Source organism: Alicyclobacillus sp. CIJ1 (assembly GCF_057538885.1).
The window spans coordinates 181,966-201,552 of record NZ_BAAJPH010000063.1 but is presented as its reverse complement, the minus strand read 5'-3'; the positions used below and the strand labels follow the sequence as shown (position 1 = coordinate 201,552).

At 63.7% G+C, this 19,587-nt stretch carries 22 protein-coding genes and 1 other annotated feature; of the genes, 4 read left to right on the top strand and 18 right to left on the bottom strand.

Annotated elements, in window-relative coordinates:
* Positions 1-5 precede the first annotated feature (5 nt).
* Together AC27E8_RS02400 and AC27E8_RS02395 are read right to left on the bottom strand one after the other, a co-directional pair.
* Positions 6-1,529: a ComEC/Rec2 family competence protein gene (locus AC27E8_RS02400; protein WP_487099415.1), complete on the bottom strand. Its 1,524-nt coding sequence runs from the start codon at positions 1,527-1,529 to the stop codon at positions 6-8.
* Positions 1,526-2,449 (bottom strand): ComEA family DNA-binding protein, encoded by a 924-nt coding sequence (locus AC27E8_RS02395; protein ID WP_487099416.1) that lies wholly within the window; start codon positions 2,447-2,449, stop codon positions 1,526-1,528. The genes AC27E8_RS02400 and AC27E8_RS02395 overlap by 4 nt, the downstream gene beginning before the upstream one ends.
* A 220-nt stretch (positions 2,450-2,669) precedes the next feature.
* Here AC27E8_RS02395 and mntR point away from each other — a divergent pair, with 220 nt between their 5' ends.
* Positions 2,670-3,119, top strand: coding sequence for a transcriptional regulator MntR (mntR, locus tag AC27E8_RS02390; protein ID WP_148260175.1), 450 nt, complete (start codon positions 2,670-2,672; stop codon positions 3,117-3,119).
* Between the two features lie 20 nt (positions 3,120-3,139).
* Here the strand turns inward: mntR and AC27E8_RS02385 are convergent, their stop codons facing one another.
* From AC27E8_RS02385 to AC27E8_RS02355, 7 genes are read right to left on the bottom strand one after another with little or no spacing between them, the layout of a single operon-like run.
* Positions 3,140-3,862 carry a class I SAM-dependent DNA methyltransferase gene (locus tag AC27E8_RS02385; RefSeq protein ID WP_487099417.1) on the bottom strand — a complete coding sequence of 241 codons (723 nt, stop codon included), beginning with the start codon at positions 3,860-3,862 and terminating at the stop codon, positions 3,140-3,142.
* Positions 3,863-3,864: 2 nt separating this feature from the next.
* Positions 3,865-4,218 (bottom strand): ribosome silencing factor, encoded by a 354-nt coding sequence (gene rsfS / locus AC27E8_RS02380; RefSeq protein ID WP_014464881.1) that lies wholly within the window; start codon positions 4,216-4,218, stop codon positions 3,865-3,867.
* A 29-nt stretch (positions 4,219-4,247) separates the two neighbouring features.
* A complete protein-coding gene (gene yqeK / locus AC27E8_RS02375) occupies positions 4,248-4,835 on the bottom strand; it encodes a bis(5'-nucleosyl)-tetraphosphatase (symmetrical) YqeK (protein WP_487099418.1) in 588 nt (195 codons plus the stop codon).
* On the bottom strand, positions 4,781-5,500 hold the full coding sequence (nadD, locus tag AC27E8_RS02370; protein ID WP_487099419.1) for a nicotinate (nicotinamide) nucleotide adenylyltransferase: 720 nt from the start codon (positions 5,498-5,500) through the stop codon (positions 4,781-4,783). Before nadD ends, yqeK begins: the two co-directional genes overlap by 55 nt.
* A complete protein-coding gene (aroE, locus tag AC27E8_RS02365; RefSeq protein ID WP_487099420.1) occupies positions 5,493-6,344 on the bottom strand; it encodes a shikimate dehydrogenase in 852 nt (283 codons plus the stop codon). The genes nadD and aroE overlap by 8 nt, the downstream gene beginning before the upstream one ends.
* Complete coding sequence (yqeH, locus tag AC27E8_RS02360) at positions 6,341-7,531, bottom strand: ribosome biogenesis GTPase YqeH (protein WP_487099421.1); 1,191 nt, start codon at positions 7,529-7,531, stop codon at positions 6,341-6,343. Before yqeH ends, aroE begins: the two co-directional genes overlap by 4 nt.
* The gene (locus AC27E8_RS02355) at positions 7,524-8,081 is read right to left on the bottom strand and encodes a YqeG family HAD IIIA-type phosphatase (RefSeq protein ID WP_487099422.1); all 558 of its coding nucleotides are present in this window, start codon (positions 8,079-8,081) and stop codon (positions 7,524-7,526) included. The genes yqeH and AC27E8_RS02355 overlap by 8 nt, the downstream gene beginning before the upstream one ends.
* A 147-nt stretch (positions 8,082-8,228) precedes the next feature.
* Here AC27E8_RS02355 and AC27E8_RS02350 point away from each other — a divergent pair, with 147 nt between their 5' ends.
* A complete protein-coding gene (locus tag AC27E8_RS02350) occupies positions 8,229-8,723 on the top strand; it encodes a hypothetical protein (protein ID WP_487099423.1) in 495 nt (164 codons plus the stop codon).
* Between the two features lie 27 nt (positions 8,724-8,750).
* Here AC27E8_RS02350 and sigK read toward each other — a convergent pair whose 3' ends face one another.
* Positions 8,751-9,470 (bottom strand): RNA polymerase sporulation sigma factor SigK, encoded by a 720-nt coding sequence (gene sigK / locus AC27E8_RS02345; protein WP_041695304.1) that lies wholly within the window; start codon positions 9,468-9,470, stop codon positions 8,751-8,753.
* A gap of 240 nt (positions 9,471-9,710) precedes the next feature.
* Here sigK and AC27E8_RS02340 point away from each other — a divergent pair, with 240 nt between their 5' ends.
* Together AC27E8_RS02340 and AC27E8_RS02335 are read left to right on the top strand one after the other, a co-directional pair.
* On the top strand, positions 9,711-10,475 hold the full coding sequence (locus AC27E8_RS02340) for a hypothetical protein (RefSeq protein ID WP_487099424.1): 765 nt from the start codon (positions 9,711-9,713) through the stop codon (positions 10,473-10,475).
* A gap of 36 nt (positions 10,476-10,511) precedes the next feature.
* Entirely contained in the window at positions 10,512-11,234 is a 723-nt protein-coding gene (locus AC27E8_RS02335) for an AAA family ATPase (protein ID WP_487099425.1), read from the top strand.
* A 3-nt stretch (positions 11,235-11,237) separates the two neighbouring features.
* On the opposite strand, the gene AC27E8_RS02330 is transcribed toward AC27E8_RS02335, so the two are convergent.
* From AC27E8_RS02330 to AC27E8_RS02295, 8 genes are all read right to left on the bottom strand, one after another.
* A complete protein-coding gene (locus AC27E8_RS02330; RefSeq protein ID WP_487099426.1) occupies positions 11,238-12,074 on the bottom strand; it encodes a class I SAM-dependent methyltransferase in 837 nt (278 codons plus the stop codon).
* Positions 12,075-12,098: 24 nt separating this feature from the next.
* Positions 12,099-13,079, bottom strand: a complete 981-nt coding sequence (locus tag AC27E8_RS02325; protein ID WP_487099427.1) for a hypothetical protein — start codon at positions 13,077-13,079, stop codon at positions 12,099-12,101.
* A gap of 87 nt (positions 13,080-13,166) precedes the next feature.
* A complete protein-coding gene (gene mltG, locus AC27E8_RS02320; RefSeq protein WP_487099428.1) occupies positions 13,167-14,258 on the bottom strand; it encodes an endolytic transglycosylase MltG in 1,092 nt (363 codons plus the stop codon).
* 18 nt (positions 14,259-14,276) lie between these two features.
* Positions 14,277-14,711, bottom strand: coding sequence for a Holliday junction resolvase RuvX (gene ruvX, locus AC27E8_RS02315; RefSeq protein ID WP_487099429.1), 435 nt, complete (start codon positions 14,709-14,711; stop codon positions 14,277-14,279).
* Positions 14,701-14,985, bottom strand: a complete 285-nt coding sequence (locus AC27E8_RS02310) for an IreB family regulatory phosphoprotein (protein WP_394295637.1) — start codon at positions 14,983-14,985, stop codon at positions 14,701-14,703. The genes ruvX and AC27E8_RS02310 overlap by 11 nt, the downstream gene beginning before the upstream one ends.
* A gap of 53 nt (positions 14,986-15,038) precedes the next feature.
* Positions 15,039-17,678: an alanine--tRNA ligase gene (gene alaS, locus AC27E8_RS02305; RefSeq protein ID WP_487099430.1), complete on the bottom strand. Its 2,640-nt coding sequence runs from the start codon at positions 17,676-17,678 to the stop codon at positions 15,039-15,041.
* 69 nt (positions 17,679-17,747) lie between these two features.
* Positions 17,748-17,957, bottom strand: a binding site (T-box leader).
* Positions 17,958-17,993: 36 nt separating this feature from the next.
* On the bottom strand, positions 17,994-19,052 hold the full coding sequence (locus AC27E8_RS02300; protein WP_487099580.1) for an AI-2E family transporter: 1,059 nt from the start codon (positions 19,050-19,052) through the stop codon (positions 17,994-17,996).
* Positions 19,053-19,258: 206 nt separating this feature from the next.
* Positions 19,259-19,450 carry a hypothetical protein gene (locus AC27E8_RS02295; protein ID WP_008341386.1) on the bottom strand — a complete coding sequence of 64 codons (192 nt, stop codon included), beginning with the start codon at positions 19,448-19,450 and terminating at the stop codon, positions 19,259-19,261.
* Positions 19,451-19,587 lie beyond the last annotated feature (137 nt).

Genomic DNA, 19,587 nt, shown 5'->3' with positions numbered 1-19,587 from the left:
TCCACTCATCCGCGCCTCTGCGGCAGCCGGACGTGTGCAACAGCGACCAAAGCCAGCACGAGTGCACACGCACCCGCGAACGATACGGGCTCAAGCGAACGCAGACTTCCGTGCCACGAGGCGACAACGTGCACAAACCACATGACGGCGGACATCGCGGCACAACCCAGGCGGCTCAGCCCTTCGGCACACCACAGCATGGGGGGCCACGGCCAAGCGTGCGCGACGCCCGCCATGACACCCCATAGGACGATGACGGGCATGAGCACCTCGACGGTCGGCTCGAGGATGGCGGTGGAAAGCGCCCCGTATGGGGTCCACTGCCGAAACATCCACCACAGGGCGGGCACCATGTAGGCGTCGACGACCGCCGTGACGAGGAACGCGCGGGCGAGCGAAGCACCTGTTCGCCTCACGCGGTGGGCCAGAGACGCGCGCGCTTCGTGCGCGAATGTCCACCGCCGCGAGCAGAGTTGATGCCACAGTGTGCCCGCCTCACAGACCGCGAAGGCGGCGTAGAACGACAGCAACATGCTCGGCGTCAAAAGGTCTCCCGGGTCCAACAGGCCCGCCATCCACGCAGAAGACCATAACACCGTGTAGCCGTGCACCCGGCGCCCGCACACCCCTGCCGCGATGGAATACGAGGCCCCGCACGCGGCGCGAAGGACCGCCAGTTGAAAGCCGCAGACGAGCGCGAATCCCCAGACCACCGAAAGGGCATACACGCCGTACACGAGGCGCCTTTGACGCGAACAAGCGCGTCCAAACCATCGTTGCCATGGAATGGCGGCCATGTCGAGCGCGAAACCGACGTTGGATCCGCTGGCAACGAGCAGGTGCGCCACCCCGGCGGCCAGGAAGTCCGAAGAGACGCCCTGCGGCAGACTGCCCTGCGCGTCTCCAAAGATCATGGACAACGCAACTTGGATGGGCGCGCGTTTGTCGCAAGAGGCCACATCTTGCATACCCGTAGCCATCCAGGAGGTTACGCGTTCGCCGAGGCTTGGCCCGCGAGGGAGCACCCGCACTCGCCCGTCAAACAGCTCCAACGGCGAGAGAATGTCCATCGCTGTTGGCGTCCGATCCGACGCGATGAACACGCCCTGCGCTTCCACCCATTGCCCCGCGTCGACACGCGGCCCGCGTTCGACGAACACGAGCGCCTGATAGTGACACGGGTGCGCGCCCACGCCCTCGCGGCGCACTGCCAGCATGATGGCTGTCCGGTGGTGCGTCACCTTGACGCTTTGCACTTCCCCTGCGATCACGTCTCTCGCACCCGGCGGCGCGGACGGGTGTGCGGGCCGCCACGCAACCCAGAGGGAGCCGACGGCGAGACCCAACGCGAGACTTGCGGCGGTGACCGCGGGCAGACGCCGATCCCGCTGCCAAGCCAAGCAGAATAGCGCCAAGGCCATCGCAACCCCGGCGGCGGTACCCGCGGCGCGCCACCCCCATACGTATCGCGACCACTCGCTGGTGAGAAACGCGATGATGGCGCACGCGTGGAGGCGAGTGCGGTTCACGGCGCCTGGCGGCTGACGCTCGAAGCGCTGTCAGGTGTCCCAAAGGTAATGAGGTCTTTCCACTTGGCCAACGTTTTTTCGCCGATCCCCCTCACGTGGCGAAGACTCGCGAGATCAGGAAAAGGACCATGCGCCTCGCGATAGGCGAGGATAGCCGCCGCGCGCTTGGGTCCGACACCGGGCAATGTCTCAAGCGTCTCCAGATCTGCGGTGTTGATATTGATCTTCTGCCCTGCCGTGAGCGCGTGCTTGCGAGCGCGCTCCCCCGCACCATCTCGGGACACCGGGCTCGCGTCGCGCCCCGAGGAGCTCGCGGCGGCAAGCGCCAGGCCCACGTTCTGCACGCCTGACTGACCGGATTGCGGCTGAGAGGCCGCGTCCCCCGCTGTCGCTGCGGGAATGTCGATTTCTTCGCCGTCCCAGACCAGCGCGGCCTGATTCACGTCCGCGGCATCTGCAGCGTGCAGAAATCCACCCGACGCGCGTATGGCGTCGCGGACTCGGGCGCCCTCTTGGAGCGTCACGAGGCCCGGGTGCCGCACGTCCCCATGGACATCCACCTGCAACGCCGTCGCGTTTGCGCCGTCGGCATCCATCGGTTGCACTACCGCGCTCTGCGTTTCCCCAGGCGTGGAGACCGAATGCGGCGCGGAGCTCGCCGTGGTCACATGCCGCGATGCAAACCACGCCGAGCCTGCGGCCAGGCCAACGAGCAGCACGACTCGCAGATACCCCGCCCAAGCACGCAGCCGAACGAACCACGACTCGCCCACCTCGTGACGCCCGATAGCCTCCGCGTCCATCCCTTCGTCTGTCCAGACGGGCAGAGCGCCGCCACGTTCCGCCATGTACCATCTCGCACCGTCCTCGAACCCAGGCGCTTCCTGAACCGGTTTTGCGCCATCTTGTGCGCGTTCCACACCTATCCTCTCACCCATGCAACTCGCCACAGTGCATCCCTCCAACCGGACCTTCATGCCCCAGAGATTCGATGCACGGGCGGCGAACGCCTGTTTGCCCAAGGATCAGTTTCTTTCGACTTCGGAGAGACCGGTGGAATTTGGGGCGAACGGTGAATATGTTGCCTGAGAAGAGGCGTTGCCGAGCCTTTTCGGGGTCGTGTACAATCGAGGAAACGGTATGGGGAGGTTGAACGCGTTGCTCACACCCAGCATGGAAGACTACCTGGAGAAGATTTATGAACTGATTCACGAGAAGGGGTATGCGCGCGTTTCGGACATCGCCAACTCCCTGGCCGTGCAGCCGAGTTCCGTCACAAAGATGCTGCAGAAGCTCGACGAAAACGAGTACGTGAGTTATGAGAAGTACCGGGGCATTGTGCTCACGGCGAGAGGACATAAAATGGGGCGGCTGATGAAAGAGCGGCACGCCATGTTGGCGGATTTCCTTCGCATGCTCGGCGTACAGGAGGACACGCTGCAGAAAGACGTCGAAGGCATCGAACACCACGTGAGCCCCGCAACCCTGGAGGCGCTGCAGTCGCTCGTGTTGTTCCTGCAGTCCCATCCCGACGTTTTGTCCTCGTTCCTCGCGTTTCGAGAACAGTCGAGCGAGCAATCCTCGCCGTGAATCCACGAGCGGGCGGACCGTCACCGCCGTTTGAGCACCCATACGACGCGATCCGCCTGGTCCACCGGGGATTCTCCGAAGTCCCCTTGGACCTCTACGACCTCCCACCCCGTCCGGTCCAACAGTTCGGCGAGTGTCGCCGCATCCCAGTACCGCTGCACGTGCTCCTCGTCAAACCGGCGATAGAGCGCTCCTTCTTCGTCGATCCCGACAAAACCGCACACGCGATGGACAATTCGTTCCCCTTCGACTTCCGTCTCGTGCACGATGACGAGATGGTCGCGCACGTCGTGCCAAGCGCCGTCGCAAAGCTGCTGCACCCGGCGCGGGCCGAGGGTGTCGAGGGCCCACCTTCCTCCCGGGCGCACGCATGCCCGAACGCGCTGGAGCACCCGCTCCAACTCGTCGCGTGTCAAGATGTAGTTCAACACGTCCGTCGAGGCGAGGGCGAAATCGGCGGCCTCGGGAAGGGCGAGATCGCCCAGATCCGATTCCAACCAATGTACGTTTGCCAGGTGGCCCCAGGTGTCAAACGCGACGGCCAGCATCTCCGGCGATCGGTCCACGGCGTAGACGCGCTCGGCGCGCTCCGCGAGCCATGCGGCCATCCTGCCCGTGCCGCAGCCGAGATCGACCGCCACGCGAACGGAAGAGAGATGGGGGGCGAGCGCCTTCTGCCACGCGTCGTAGAGCGCATTGCCCATCAACTCGTCGTAAAACGCCGCAAGATCTTCGTAAGCCATCGTCAGTTGGCCTCGATAGGTATCCACTCGGCGTCGCCCCACAGGCGCTCGAGGTGATAATACTCCCGCTCCTCAGGCCGAAACACGTGCACCACGACGTCGCCAAAGTCGAGCAAGACCCAGCGCGCCTCGTCCAGCCCTTCGATGCCGCGGCAGGTGACGCCGAGTTCGGCGAGATCGTCCCGCACCGCCCGGGCCACCGCCTCCACCTGCGGGCGCGAGCTCGCGGAACAAATCACAAAGTAGTCCGCCACGGGCGTGAGTTCCTGGACGTTCATCACTACGACGTCGGTGGCCTTCTTATCCAAGCAGGCCGTCGCAGCTCGGCGAGCGATGTGCTCGACGTTTGGATTCATGCACATGCCTCCCTCGGAAAGAGCGAATGTCACGCCTTCCGGCGCACTTCGTTCAACAAGTCGTTTCGCGCGTTCACGGTCGTGAGATCGATGGGGAAGCCGCGATCGAGCGCGTAGCGGACCGTGGATTCGAGGCTCGCCAAGGCAGCGGCCTTGAGATCCCGTTCGGCGAGCGCGCGAAGGTCATCCACCCCGGAATAGTCGCGCGACGGTTCAATGGCGTCCGCCACAAACAGCACCATTTCAAGCGCCCCCATGCCGGGCCTGCCGGTGGTGTGGTAATACACCGCGTTCAGCACGTCGGCATCCTCCACACCGTATTCTACGCGCGCGACGTCCGCGGCAATCGGACCGTGCAGCAGGATAGGTGCCTCGAGCCAAGCCGCGGGCACCTCGAGCTTCCGGTCACGTGCGTAGGCAAGGAGTCGGTCCTGAGGCCATTCCCGCGCGAGATCGTGGAGCCAGGCCGCGAGCTCCGCCGCAAGCACCGGCGCCCCAAACCGCCGGGCCAACGCCACGGACGTCTCCACGACGCCGAGCACGTGCTTGTAGCGCGCGGGCGTCAGCGACGCGGCGAGGCGCTGCCGAAGATGATGGATGACGTTCCCCCGCTCCATCCCGGTCCCATTCCTCCTTCCGGCCCCTGGCGCCAGATCTCGAGCACCGGATCCGGCACAAGGCCACACACGTCGAGACGCCGATCCAGCCGATCTCGCACCCACGTGGACGACACGTCGAGCATAGGCATGTCGATCACGTCCATCCGAATGTGCGGAAGGCGCGCGCGGGCGCTGGCCGCGGCCGTGTCGAAGTCGTAACCCGGTCGGCGCGCGACGACAAAGCGCACCATCTCGCAGAGTTCCTCCGCGCCGTGCCACTCCGGAAGGTGCTGCAGGCTGTCTGCGCCGAGGAGAAACAGAAACTCGACCTCCGGATGCCAACCGGTGAGCGCGCGCAGGGTATCGACGGTGTACGACGGCTTCGGCAGGCGATTCTCCACGTCCGTGACGCGCATGTGCCGCCTCGCCCCAATTAGCGCCTCCACCATGCGAAACCGCCACGCGAAGGTGTCCACGTCGATGCCGGCCTTATGGGGCGGCTTCGCGGCCGGCATCCACCACACCTCGTCGGCGCCCACCTGCTCGTAGGCAATCTGAGCCATCGTCAGGTGACCGACATGCGGCGGATCGAACGTGCCGCCGAACAGCAGAATGCGCCTCTGCGCCCCGTCCGATGTCCGTTCGCCGTTTGCCTCAGTATACCACACGGTCTCTTCACCCACGGCCGTTCGCCTCTTCCCGCTCGAGGGCCTCGTAGACCGCGCGCTGCATAACATCGACGGGCGCCTCGCGATCGAGCCACCACTCGTACGCCTTCACGCCCTGCCAGATGAGCATCGAGGCGCCATCCACCGTCTTCGCCCCGCGCGCCTGCGCTTGGCGAAGAAAGAGCGTGTGAAGCGGCCGATAGACGATGTCCTGCACCACCTGATGCGGCTGGAAACATTCCGGCGACTCGACCGGCGACTCGTCGCTCCGCGGCCACATGCCAATCGGCGTGCACTGGACCACTAAATCCGCCTTCGCGATGGCCTCGTGCCGATCCGGCCAGGCCACGCGATGAACGGAAAGCCCGTCGCCGTATCGCGACGCGAGCGCCTCGGCTTGCTCGGGCCTGCGGCAGCAGACAAGCACCTCGCTCCCCGGACGCTCCTTGGCGAGCGCCGTGAGGATGGCCTGCACGCTGCCGCCCGCGCCGAGAATGGTCACCTTGAGCGAGCCCTCGCCCAAAAACGGCGCCACAGACGCCCACCATCCGCTCACATCCGTGTTGTGCCCCACCGCACCCGTCGGGGTGAAGCGAACGACGTTGACCGCCCGGGCCATCTCGGCCTCGGCGGTGCGCGCCTCCACCCAGTCGTACACGCCGAGCTTGTGGGGAATGGTCACGTTGATCCCCACCGCGCCGATGGCGCGCAGGCCGCGCAGCGCATCGACGAGATCGCCCGGCTCCACCTGAAACGGCAGGTACACCGCATCCACGCCGTGCGCCTGAAACGCGGCGTTCATCATGGCAGGCGATAACGAATGCATGACCGGCTTGCCGATCACGCCAAACAGCTTCACGGCCCGTCACCCCCGCCCTGCGGGTGTTGCACGCGATGCGCGAGAACGCCGACGAGCCTCGGCCGCATGGAAAGGGTCAACCACGCAGGCGCCTCAATCCGCGCGAGCGTCCTCCGGCCCGTCCACGCAATCCAGCCGAGTCCTGGCAGGACGATGTCCCCGCCCCGTTTCCCAAGAGAAAAATCGGCGTCGCGCCTCGGCGGCGCCGCGACGAGCCACGAACGCCGATCCACAAACGCGTCCGCGCACGCCTCGCACGGGACCTTCAGGATGTCGTAGCGGTGCTCCGCAAAAAACGAATCCGCCCGTTCCCGCTTCGTCCGGTGCACCGGCAGCTCGTTGGAGACGTAGAGCACAATGCCCTGGCGCTCGCCCTCCAACGTCTCGAGGCGCACCAGTCCGCCGAGAAACAGCGCTTGCCCCGGGTTCAACTGGTACACGCGCGGGCGCACGCGGGACCGCGGCACCACCCACTTCAAACAGTCGCCGCACAGCCGCTCGATGACGCGCGACGTGTACATGAGCCCCGGCGTGTCGAACAGTTCCACGCGTCCGTAGGGCCCTTCAATCTCGAGCCGAGACATGGCGAGCGTCGTGCCCGGCCTGCGCGACACGGTGAAGGGCTGCTTCCGCTCCGACAGCCGCTCGACCATCGCGTTGAGAAGCGTCGACTTGCCCACATTGGTCATGCCCATCACGTACACCGGTCGCTTCGTTTCCCTCGCGACGCGATCCACGAGCCGGTCGACGCCGCGGCGCTTCTCGGCGCTGATGAACACCACATCGAGCGGCTCCACGCCCGTCGCGCGCACCTCGCCGCGGATCCAGTCCGCAAGCGCCTCGTAGCCCACATCGGCCGGCAGAAGATCCACCTTGTTCACGACGACGATCACGTCGCTCGACGCGACGAACCGCCGCGCGCTCGGAATGAGGCTGCCGGCGAGATCGAACACGTCCACGACGTACAGCACGAGCCCGGGGCGATCGAAGATGGCCGCGACCTGTCGCTGATACGTCTCTTCATCCACGGCGACGGGCGTGAAGTCGCCGTAGTGGCGAATGCGAAAACACCGCCGGCAAAGCACATCATCCCGCTCCAGATGGCTCTCCGGCACGTAGCCTGGCATCCGCTCGTCCGTCGATTGAAGCGGTGCCCCACATCCCACACACACTCGGGTGTCAGTCATCCAAACGCCTCCTGTCCGCGGCGGGCTCGGGGCGCCGGAGCCCTCGCCGTTCCAACCGCCTCAACACCAGCCGCTCGGCCATGCGCGAAATCTTAGTGCCCCACCACTCCACCGGATCCTGTGGAAGCACTAAAATGGCGTAGAGTCCAAGCCGCTTTGCGCCCTGGATATCCGTGAAAAGCTGATCGCCCACCATCGCAGTGGCCTCCGGCGGCATCTGGAAGCGGCGGAGCGCCTCCAAAAACCCGCGCGACTTGGGCTTGCCAGCCGCCGAGACCGCCGGCACGCCGCACAGCTTGGAGAACGATCCGACGCGATCCTCGCCGTTGTTCGAGATGATGCACACGTGAAAGCCTCGCGCATGCACGCCGCGCAACCACGCGGTGAGTTCGGACGGCACGTCGGGGTGGTTCCACGGCACCAGCGTGTTGTCGAGATCCGTCAAAATCAGGCGAATCCCCCGCCGCCAAAGGGCGTCGAGATCAATCTCGTAGATGGACGCCACGTACTCGTCCGGCATGAGCCGCGAGAGCCAGGCCAAGCTTCTCACCCAATTTCGTCGTTCGTTGTCCGCGCGCTTCGATAACAGTTGGATATGATACCATACGCGTAGATACCGACGCCAGGGATGCGCTCCCGCGCGGACCCAACGTTTTCAGGCGGCGGCTTGTCCGCTTCACTCGCGGAGGTGGAGAAGATGTCCACGTGGACCGTGACCTATGCGTTTCCCGCCAATCTGAATTTCATCCTGTATGTATGGCGGCTCCGCGCACATTCCCAGAGCCCTGAATCGAAAGATGCACGCGATGCCCATTCGGATGCGCAAGGGCGATTTGCGCGCGTTTGGCAACAGGAACTCGAGGAGATTCGCCGCCTGGGCGTGGCCGAGGTGGATGGCCGCTGTCTCGCGGGATTGGAAGGTCCGCTGCGCCTTCTGTTCACCGAGTCGCCGATGGGGCATGACGCCCTTGAATCCGCGTGGCCCCTGTTCGCGGAGTGGTGGCAACCGGCGCGCGTGGCGTATGAAGAAGCCATCCAGCCGTATCTAAGCCAATTGACCGAGCGATACCGTGCGGGTGATGAGCATCGCCAGGTGCTCCTCACCTACGCGCAGCACCCGAGTGAATGGGGGTCGCAATACGGTTCGGTCTTCGTCCTCCCGTTTGAGCGCATCTTCGCGGCGCGCGCATGAGGCCCGCCGAAGCTCGGCGGGCCTCCTCTACGCGTCCGCGCCAGAGCCGGCAGGTTTCCGCTGGCGCATGTTTTCGTACAATTTCACAATGGCCTTTTGCTCAATGCGCGAAACATAGCTGCGCGAAATGCCGAGTTCCTTCGCGATTTCCCGCTGCGTCCGCTCCTCCCCGTCCGGCAGCCCAAACCGCTTGCACAGCACCTCCCGCTCGCGCGGGGCGAGAAGCGGCAGGCACTCGAACATCTTCTGCTTCTCCCACGACATATCCACGGCGTCGATCACGTCGTCCGGATCGGACCCCAACAGGTCCGCGAGCGTCATCTCGTTGCCGTCCTTGTCGGTGCCGACGGGATCGGACAACAAGGCGTCGCGCCGATGCTTCTTGCTGCTGCGCAGGTACATGAGAATTTCGTTTTCGATGCAGCGGGCAGCGTAGGTCGCGAGCTTCGTGCCCTTGTCGGGCCGATAGCTCTCGACGGCCTTGATGAGCCCGATGGTGCCGATGGAGATGAGATCGTCCATCTCCTCGCCGGAGGATTCGTACTTCTTGGCCAGGTGCGCGACGAGGCGCAGGTTATGCTCGATGAGGCGATTGCGCGCATCGGCGTCGCCCGCGAGGTAGTCGCGAATCGCGCGCTCTTCCTCCTCGGGGCTCAGCGGGTGAGGAAAAGCGCCCTGCTTGACGTACGAGACGAACAGCGAGACGTCCTTGAACACGAGCGCCAGCAGCGTGAGCAAGCCGGGCACTTGGTCCACCTCCAGCCTGGATGCGTTGCATCTAAGCTTTATGCGGAGGGGACAGGAAAACTGCTATGGCACAGGAAAGGGACATCCGGATTTCCAACGGGGCATCCTGGCAAAGTATGCAGAAATCGCAGGAGAGACGGGATTGCTCAGCACATCTAAATTGTTCTATAATTTGTATAATCGTATCACAGCCTGGGCCAGACGTCCAAGGGAGAGCGCAGCGCAGGCGGAGGTGCGCAGATGCTGTTCAGACAGACCTACGAATATTTCGTGCTCTTTAACAAGGTGGCCTTCAGCAACCGCTTGGGATTCTTGTGGATGCTCGTATTGCCCGCCGCTGTGTTCATCGCGCAGCACGCCTCATGGTTTGCGCACAAGCCGACCATCCCAATGTATGATGCCTCTCTGGCCGGTTGGTGGGGATACGTGGTACTCGGCAGCTCGGTGAACGGCGTCGGATTATCGCTGTTACAGATGCGAGAGTCGGGATTTCTCAAGATGTTCCGCTTTGTCGGAGGGCACGCCTATACGGTCGCAGCAGGACAAATTGCGTCGATGTTGTTCTACACGCTCGTCAACGTCACACTGCTCACCGCGGCGACGTCCCCGATGTCCCCGGTTCCGTTTTTTGCGCTGTGGCCAATTGCCATGCTCGCCTGCACAATATCCTTCATCCCGGTCGCCATCTTTTTCTGCCTGATTCCGTCTCTGCCTGTGAGAGTTCAGTCCATTTCACCGCTGCTCAACGTGCTCATCGCGCCGTTGGTGTACCTGGCGTTTGTTGATGGCTACCGTTCCTTTCCAATCACCAGAGAGATTCTCGACACCTTGAACCCCATCGTGTTCGTCATGCGACTCACCAACGCTTTGTTCACTGTGACAGGGCTCGGCTCATCGAGGCACGCAGACACACTTCCAGTCATCGCGGTAGGCGTGTTCTATTTGATAATAGGTCTCATAGGTCTGCGCTCGATTCGCGTGATATCCACCGTGCTGAGAACATGACGAAGGCACGAACTGCCGTACAGGGAGGACGACGACGTGCGACTTCAGCTGGAGGAAGTCTCGTTTCGCTATCCTCGATCGAAGCGTTGGATTCTAAAGGATCTTTCCGCGACGTTTGAGCCCGGGAAGCTGAACGCAGTCATCGGGTTGAATGGCGCGGGAAAGACCACGCTCTTCGACATCATCGCCGGTGCCTTGCCGCGCCCGGATGGCGTCTTGGGAGCGCCTTCTCCAGAGCGCATTGTGTACCAGTTGCAGAGCGTTCCGCTGCTCAACACGTTGAAGGGGAAGGACCTCGTTCGCCTTCTCATGAACATCGACCACGGCGCCACGCCATCCGTCGGCGGATTTCCTCATCGCTTGGGACTCAACGAAAGAGAGAACGCGCTCTTCGAGCGCCTATGGTCCACTCGCCTTGGAGCCATGTCCGTGGGCGAACGCCGCTGGCTGGTGACGACATGCATTTCCTCGATGGATCGAGACTTGTATCTGTTTGACGAACCGACCGCGAACGTCGACCCTGAAGCGCGTGTCCGGATATTGTTCCGGCTCGGTAAACTTGCGCAGCGAGAAAACACAATCGTCATCATGTCCACTCACCACCTGCACGAGCTGCAGTACGTCGACTCCATGGTCTATCTGCTCTACGAGGGGCGGATTCGCTTCCAGGGGCCGTACGAGGCGTTCGTAAATCAGGTGGATGGCGAACCCCATCAGAATCCGGACCAAATCTTTCACCGGCTCATTGAGGACACGTGAACATCAAAAAGATAGATCCCTTCTCCCAGGCGTTTGGCCGTCCGCCCCCAGCGGCTTTCGGAAAGTCAAGCCGTACAGGTTGCCCCCATCGAGCTCCTGCACGCGAACATCCTCAGCCATCTTCGGCACCGCGTGGATCGGTATCTCCACGAGCGCGCCGCGGTCTCGGAACCAACGCCTCACGAATGGAACTCGCTCGTAAGTGCTTCTCACCTTCCGCTCCGTTTCGTCCACCACCACAACCTTCGTTCCCGGCTTGGCAATGCGCATCATCTCCTGCATGGCACGCGCGGGATCGGTGAAAAAGTTGATTCCCCCCACGTGGAACACGACATCGAAGGTGTTATCTCGGAATGGCAGAGCCTCCGCTAAGCCTTGAAACAACCGGATCTCCGCTCCCTCCCTCCGACACGCGCGCTGACAGACGCGCAACATGCCTAGCGAGAGGTCCAGTCCGTACAGTTCCAATCTTGAATACGAACGATTCAGAAAGAAAAGATTGCGACCCGTGCCACACGAAATTTCGATCACGCGGTCGCCGTCGCGCACCTCGAGCTCGCGCAGGATATCTGCCCGATACCGCTTCTCGCCGCCCGATCGGAGGGTGAAACTGAAGGAGTTGGCGAGATCGTAAACCGGAGCAATGCGATCGTACAGCTTCTGATAGCGGACGTTGGCACCAACGACCGCCGCCTGCGCGGCAAAGATCGGAATCCCGTGCACCAGGGGATACTCGGATCCACCCATGATGGCGCGCAGGGCAGGGTGGGGGCGCGCTACGAACTCGAGCGGCCCGCCGAGCACGGGATCGCGCAGGAGCGCGAGGATTTCTCGCTTCATGAAGCACCACCTTTCGCAGGACTCTCATGGTCCGCCTTCGACGGGATCGCGGCACGGGATACCCATGACCGCGCGCATCGCATCGTCCTCGCTCCCACATCGCAGGCGTTCGCCCCACAAGGTCAACCACTCAAACGCCTCGAGCAGCCGTTCGGGATCTGGGCCGCCACGTTCATAGACGAGGTGGAATTCAAGCCCGCCACCCACACCCCGGATTTCCGTTCGATCCGGCCTTGGCTCCATCGCCAGAGCCGAGCGGCACACGAAGCGCACCACGGCGCGCGTCCGGGCCCAGTCCCGCGCAGAAAGCGCGGGAACATCCCGCACGTGACAGGGGACGCCTGGAAGGATGGATTCCGCCTCTCGCCGCAGCGCGTCCGCGAGCGCGTCGCCGGGCCCCGCCTCTCCCGTATGCTCCGTGCTCTGCTCGAGCGCCTCGACCGCCTGTCGCCAGCTAAGCACCGCGAGCTGTTTCCACGCCTTTTCACGGCGTCGAGATTCGGCGAGCAGGCGCGCGGCGCGCACGCCGAAATACAGCATCACGATGGCGAACCCGGCGATGGCGCCTTCCATCGGCGTCAGCCGCGTGGTCAACACCAACGACAGCCCGAGGATCACGTACAGGACGGTGTTCGCCACGTCGTGCGGGCGCAGCACGGCGGCCACATAGCCCAGGATGGGCCACAACAGATCCGTCGCGTGGTTGGGCGGCGTGTCGCCGGCAAACAGGAGTCCGAGGCACGCCAGCATGGCGGCGATGCTCACGTACGGCGCGAGACGATGGCCCGCGCGCCCGCTGAGCACGAGCACCACCGCAGCCTCCGCGAGCACCATGGCCTCGTAGTACAGGCGAATGATGAAGGGACCGTGCGCAAGCGGTAGGTAGACCACCAAAATCGCCAGCGCCGCAATGGTTCGCGGCACCCAATGCGTCCAATCCGCCCACGTCCGGCGGATGTCCGCCCGGACCTGTCGATACATGCCCAGAAGTTTCTTCCTCTTCATGCGCCCATCATAGCAAACGCGAAAGAGGTCGACCACTGGAATCCCGCGAGCGAGGCGTGCGAAGCGCCACCTCACGCCCTCCGCGCTTCACTTGCTGCTCGACTGCTCCGCCCGCCGCTTCAGGTTCTCTTCGCGCAGCATCTCGTTGTGCAATTGCTGGCTGTACGTCTCGGCGAAGTAGTGTTCGCCGGTTCCGTTCCCCTTGGCCACGTAGTACAGATACTTCGTGTGCGCGGGGTGAAGCACTGCCTCAATGCTCGCAAGGCTCGGACTGCAAATCGGCCCAGGCGGCAATCCTCCGTACAAATAGGTGTTGTAGGGGTTTCGCGCGTCCAGGATGTCCGCGTCCGTGACGACCGTCAGGTGTCGGCCGATGGCATAGTCCACCGTGGCGTCGATCTGCAGGCGCATGTGGAGCTTCAATCGGTTGTCGATCACGCTCGCGATGATCGGCCGCTCGGACGCCACCTGCGCCTCGTTTTCCACCAGCGACGCTTCCGTGATGGCCTCGTTCAGCGTGAGCTTGTCCGCCCGCATCGCCGCTTCGTTCGCGGGCGTGAGCACACGCGCCGCAAAGTCGTTCAGCATTTCATTCACGACGTCCACCGGGTTTTCATTCCGGTAGAACTGATACGTGTCCGGGAACAGGTATCCCTCGAGCCGATAGCGAACATCGCGCCGCCCCGCAAGCTGCTTCAAAAACGCCTGATGGTAGTCGTCGGCTTGCACCGCTTTGAGAAACGCCGCTTCGCTGCACACCCCATCCTGTGCGAGCCGCGCCGCGATGTCCACAATGTCATAGCCCGGCGGGATGGTCACGTTGACGACATCGGGGACGATCTCGCCCGCGGTCATCTGCCGATAGATCTGTGGCGCCGACTCATCCGCGGACAGCGCGTACGTGCCGGCCAAAATCGGCCCGCCCCCGCTGAGACGCCCGTACAGCGCAAACGCGGTGGCGCTGCGGATGAGCCTCATCGCCTTCAATCGCTCGGCGACCGTGGCGACCGTGTCGCCGGCCTTGACCTCGAATCGCTCGAGCGGAGCCTTGGCCGACACGGGCCGCAGCGCCGCGCGAAACCACGCGCCGAAGACGAGTGCGACCACGACCACAAGCGCCAAGGCGACAAGGATCATCCATCGCGCGCGCCGCCTCGCGCTTGCTGGCTGGTTCGACATACATTCACCTTCCAACGTTCAACCTTCGAATTCCGCGCCCTCGCCGCCCGCCCGCTGACGCGATCGCAGGTAGTCTTCGAGCAGGACCTGCGCGGCGGCCGCGTCGACCGTCGCGCGGCGCTCTCTGCGCCGCACGTTCTGCTCGATGAGGAAGCGCTCCGCGCTCACGGTGGTCAACCGCTCATCGTACAGATGGACCGGCAGGCCCGTGCGCGCCGCGAGCATCCGGGCGAACTTCTCCGCGCGCGACGTCATCTCGGACGGCTGGCCCGACATGTGGAGCGGTCGCCCGACGACAATCCGCCCCACCTCTTCTCGCCGCGCCAACTCCGCGACTTCGTCCGCCGCCTGCCGGTCCGACTGGCGCTCGATCACGCCATACGGCTGCGCGATGAGCCCCATGGGATCCGACAAGGCGACACCAATCCGCCGCTCGCCGAAATCAATCGCCATCGTCCGCATCGCCATACAGTGCGGCGTAGGCCCGCACGAGCTCCTCGATGAGATCATCCCGCTCGATGCGCCGGATGGTGTTGCGCGCGTCCATGTGGCTTGTGATGTACGCCGGATCGCCCGAAATCAGGTACCCCGCAATCTGGTACACGGGATTGTACCCCTTTTCCTTCAGGGCGCGGTACGCGATCTGAAACGCGCGCCGAACCTCGGGATTGCCTGACTTCGACGCAAATCGCATCGTGCTGTCAAACTCTTGTCCCAATGCCCGCACCTCGCTCGGGCGTCTGCCGACGCCAAAAAGTCGCTCGTCCCCTTACTTTCGAGTCAGTGCGCGCGATTTCCTGCGGCCTGCTCGAGAATTTCCCCGACCTTTTGGATGGCCTCGGAGAGCTTCGCCGCGTCTCGGCCTCCTGCCTGGGCCAGATCCGGCCTGCCGCCGCCGCCACCGCCGGTCACCGCGGCCACCTGTTTGACAATCTCACCCGCATGGAGGCCCCGCGACTGCCAGTCCTTCGACACGTACGCGACAAACTGCACCTTGCCGCGGTGAGCGGATCCCAGCACCACCACGACGGAGTCCACCCGGGCCTTGATCTCGTCCACCAGCTGGCGCAGCCCGTCCATGTCGAGATCGGACAGCGCAGCGCGAATGACGGGGACACCCGCCACCGTCTCGACGTTTGCGACGAGCTCGTCCACGCGCGCATGCGCCAGACGCGCCTTCGCCGACTCCAGCTCGCGCTCCAGCTCGCGCATTTCCTGGACCACGCGATGCGCGCGCTCCACCACCGTGCTGACATTCGTCTTCAGCGCGTCCGCCACCTGGCGCAGCCGCTCTTCGCGCTCCCGGGCGACGCGATACGCGTGCCGGCCGGTGACCGCTTCAATGCGGCGCGTGCCGCTCGCGATGCCCGTCTCGGACGTGATGAGAAACTGCCCAATGACGCCCGTCCGCGGCACGTGGCAGCCGCCGCAAAGCTCGATGCTCTCGCCCGCCTGGACGACGCGCACCCGCTGGCCGTACTTCTCGCCGAAGAGCGCCATGGCGCCCATGGCCTTGGCCTCGTCCAAGTCCATCTCGCGGATGTGAACGGCGTGATCGCGCCAGATCTCGTCGTTCACGCGCCGCTCCACCTCGGCCAATTCCTCGTCCGTGAGTGGCCCGAAGTGAGAGAAATCAAACCGCAGGCGCTCCGGCTCGACAAGCGATCCCGCCTGCGCCACGTGCGTCCCAAGCACGTCCCGCAGCGCCTTGTGCAAGAGGTGCGTCGCCGTGTGGTTTTTCACGATGTCGCGCCGGAAGTCCTCGTCGACGTGCGCGCGCACGCTGTCGCCCTGAAGCAGCGAGCCGTCGACGACGCGCACTCGCATGACGTGCTGCCCGTGTGGCGCCTTCTGGACGTCGAGCACCTCCGCCTTGCCGTTTGTGCCGACGATTTCGCCGCGATCGCCCACCTGCCCGCCGCTCTCCGCGTAAAACGGCGTCACGTCGAGGATGACCTGGCCTTCCTCGCCGATGGCGAGCCCGTCGACGCGATCGCCATCCTTGAAGATGCCAAGGATGGTCGCGTCCACCGTGAGCTCGTCGTAGCCAACAAACCTCGACGGCTCCGTGAAGGTCTCCAGGGCGCCGCGCTGGCTCTGCATGCCCTCGGCCACCTGACGGGCCTCGCGCGCCCGCGCGCGCTGTTCCTCGAGCTCTCGCTCAAACCCTTCCCGGTCCACCGCGATCTCCTTCTCGCGCGCGATCTCGACGGTGAGATCGATGGGGAAGCCGTACGTGTCGTAGAGGCGAAACGCCGCTTCACCGGACAGGACGGTCTCGCCGCGCGCCTTGACCTCTTCAATGGTCCGATTCAAGAGCTCCTCGCCGGCGGCGAGCGTCTGCAGGAAGCGCTCCTCCTCCGTGCGAACCACGCGCTCGATGAGCGGTCGCTTCTCGCGCACCTCGGGATAGTCGTCGCCCATGATTCTATCCACCACGGCCACGAGTTCGTACAAGAACGGCCGCTCGACGCCGAGCTTCCGGCCGCTGCGCACCGCGCGCCGCAGCAGGCGGCGGATGACGTACCCGCGGCCCTCGTTGGACGGGAGCACGCCGTCGCCAATCGCAAACGTCACCGTGCGGACGTGATCGGCGATGATCTTGAGATGGACGTCGTCCTCAGCCGATTGACCATACGGGCGCCCCGAAAGTTCAGCGGCGCGATCGATGATGGGCCGGAACAGGTCCGTCTCGAAGTTGTTCGGCACGTCCTGCAGGATACTGGCCAGGCGCTCCAGGCCAGACCCCGTGTCGATGTTCTTCTTCGGCAGCGGCGAATACGATCCGTCCGCGTTCTTATTGAATTGCGTGAACACGAGGTTCCAGATCTCGAGGAACCGATCGCAGTCGCAGCCCGGTTTGCAGTCCGGCGAACCGCAGCCGTAGGCCTCGCCGCGATCGTAGAAGATCTCCGAACACGGACCGCAGGGTCCTTCGCCGATCTCCCAGAAGTTGTCTTCCTTGCCGCGGTAGATGCGCGACGCCGGCAGCCCGACTCGGTGATGCCACACCTCGAACGCCTCGTCGTCCTCCTCGTGAATGGTGACGGAGATGCGATCCGGGTCCAGTTCGAGGACCTGCGTCAAAAACTCCCACGCCCAGGTGATGGCCTCGAGCTTGAAGTAGTCGCCGAACGAGAAATTGCCGAGCATTTCAAAGAACGTCTGGTGTCGCGCGGTATGGCCGACTTCCTCGATGTCGTTGGTGCGAATGCACTTCTGCGCGTCCACGATGCGCGGCACTTCGGGGATCTCCCGGCCGTCGAAATACGGCTTCAGGGGCGCCATGCCCGCGTTGATCCAAAGCAGCGTCGGATCGTCCTTCGGCACGAGCGGAAAGCTCGGCAACACCATGTGACCGCGCTCGGCGAAAAATTGCTTGAACGCGCGGCGAATTTCTTGTCCAGTGAGCGATTTCATGCGCAACCTCCTCCTCCGACGCATCGCACTTCGGCTGTGTCCTCCTGCACGAAAAACCCCCGCCCCACATTCAGGGACGGGAGTTTCCCGCGGTACCACCCTGCTTACAGGCTCGTCCGAGCCTGTCGCCTCTGGCGCTGTAACGGGCACACCCGGCGTGCTTTGCCACACGCGCTTGGAAGGGGCTTCGAACCGGTTGCCTTGAGGCAGCTCGCAGCCGAAGGCCGCCCTCTCTGAGCAAGGCGCCCCGATTCTACTTGTCTTCCGCATCGCTTTGTCGTCGATTTTTGATTGTATCGGGCAGGACAGGCCCTGTCAATGCGAGGCATGGGAGCGCGCTTCTCGCCACTGCGTCCACACCACTTTGCACACCGCGAGCGCCGGGACCGCGAGAATGAGGCCCAGGACGCCAGCCGCCTCACCGCCGACAATCAGGGCCGCTACAATCGCCATCGGGTGCAGATGAAGCGTCCGGCCCATGATCTGCGGAGACAGGATGTTCCCCTCGATCTGCTGCACCGCGATGTTGACGATCACGACCTTGACGAGCATCGGCCAGCCGGAGGTGGTGAGCGCGATGATCACGGCCGGCGCGATGCCGATGATGGGCCCCAGATACGGAATGATGTCCGCGAAACCGAGGAAGGCACCCAAGAGGAGCGCATACGGAAGGCGGATGATGAGATAGCCGATGAACGACAACAGCCCGACCGCCAGCATAATAAGAAACTGACCGCGCACGTAGCCGCCGAGCGTATCATCGATGGCCCGGAGGACGAGTCGCACGCGATGCTTGTACTTCGCGGGAGCCATGCGCACCACGCCGCGCCCAATGGCCTTCGCATCTTTCAACATATAAAAGACGAGGAACGGCACGACAAATGCCATGAAGATCGCATTGATGGTGCTCGTCACCACCGAGAACAGCCCCGTCGGCGCCACCTCGACGCGGTGCTCCAGTTGGTTGAGCGCGTTCTCGATCCCCGTCCGCACCGCGTTCGGCAGGTACGTCTTCCGGCTGTTGATCATGTCGATCCAGCGGCTCAATTCCGCCGTGATGGCCGGCAGGCTGCTCGATAGCTGCGCGATTTGCCGTGAGATCACCGGGATGAGGTTCAACACCACCACGGCCAGGATGGCTGCGATCACGGCGTACACAATGAGGATGGCCGCCGAGCGAGGGACGCGCCGCCGATGCAAAACGTCCACCGCCGGCTGTAGGATGTAGGTGATGATGAGCGACGCCAGAAACGTGTAAAAGAGGCTCGACAGCACGCCCCAGATGTCCAGAAACAGGCTGCGCAGGAGCCCGACGAGATAGATACACGTCAGCGTCAGGGCGATGGACATCATGGTGCGGGCGTAACGCCCCATCGGCACGGCGATCTCCTCCCTCTGCGGCGGCGCCGGACAAGGGTCTACCGCAGAGTATATGCAGAATCGCATGCCATTATTTTCATCACACGCACCACAGACCTGCATCGCGCTGTTTCGACAAAAAAAGAGCGGGCCGAGCCGCTCCCGCTCGACAACCGCCCGTACTTTTTAGTGGACAACGCGCTATCTTTGAGCCTCGACCCTCAGGCCCCCGTGCCAAACTCGACGTCCGCGTGATTCGTCTGATCCACGACGATGAGCGATCCGTCCTCGGCCACTTCGTAGATCCGCACCTCATCGCCGGATACGTTGAACTCGGCGAAGCAATTCCAACAATAGTATTGGTTGGCACCAATTTTACCGACGTCTCGGCTTGTGCAACTCGGACACCGCATGACGTTGGTCCTCCCTTCTCGCCCTTGGAAGGCGCACTGCGGCACGCCCCATCTCTCTGGATGAACTTTCGAAACCTGCCAACAGTCTATCCACGGACAATAAAGCCAAAACCAAATTTCAGGTTCCGAAATATCCA

Coding starts and splice junctions, on each gene's coding strand:
- yqeH (WP_487099421.1), bottom strand. CDS start 7,531: ATGACTGACACCCGAGTGTGTGTGGGATGTGGGGCACCGCTTCAATCG.
- rsfS (WP_014464881.1), bottom strand. CDS start 4,218: ATGAATCCAAACGTCGAGCACATCGCTCGCCGAGCTGCGACGGCCTGC.
- AC27E8_RS02385 (WP_487099417.1), bottom strand. CDS start 3,862: ATGGCTTACGAAGATCTTGCGGCGTTTTACGACGAGTTGATGGGCAAT.
- mntR (WP_148260175.1), top strand. CDS start 2,670: ATGGGGAGGTTGAACGCGTTGCTCACACCCAGCATGGAAGACTACCTG.
- AC27E8_RS02350 (WP_487099423.1), top strand. CDS start 8,229: ATGTCCACGTGGACCGTGACCTATGCGTTTCCCGCCAATCTGAATTTC.
- ruvX (WP_487099429.1), bottom strand. CDS start 14,711: ATGGCGATTGATTTCGGCGAGCGGCGGATTGGTGTCGCCTTGTCGGAT.
- mltG (WP_487099428.1), bottom strand. CDS start 14,258: ATGTCGAACCAGCCAGCAAGCGCGAGGCGGCGCGCGCGATGGATGATC.
- yqeK (WP_487099418.1), bottom strand. CDS start 4,835: ATGGAGCGGGGGAACGTCATCCATCATCTTCGGCAGCGCCTCGCCGCG.
- AC27E8_RS02300 (WP_487099580.1), bottom strand. CDS start 19,052: ATGGGGCGTTACGCCCGCACCATGATGTCCATCGCCCTGACGCTGACG.
- AC27E8_RS02330 (WP_487099426.1), bottom strand. CDS start 12,074: ATGAAGCGAGAAATCCTCGCGCTCCTGCGCGATCCCGTGCTCGGCGGG.
- alaS (WP_487099430.1), bottom strand. CDS start 17,678: ATGAAATCGCTCACTGGACAAGAAATTCGCCGCGCGTTCAAGCAATTT.
- AC27E8_RS02325 (WP_487099427.1), bottom strand. CDS start 13,079: ATGAAGAGGAAGAAACTTCTGGGCATGTATCGACAGGTCCGGGCGGAC.
- AC27E8_RS02295 (WP_008341386.1), bottom strand. CDS start 19,450: ATGCGGTGTCCGAGTTGCACAAGCCGAGACGTCGGTAAAATTGGTGCC.
- AC27E8_RS02340 (WP_487099424.1), top strand. CDS start 9,711: ATGCTGTTCAGACAGACCTACGAATATTTCGTGCTCTTTAACAAGGTG.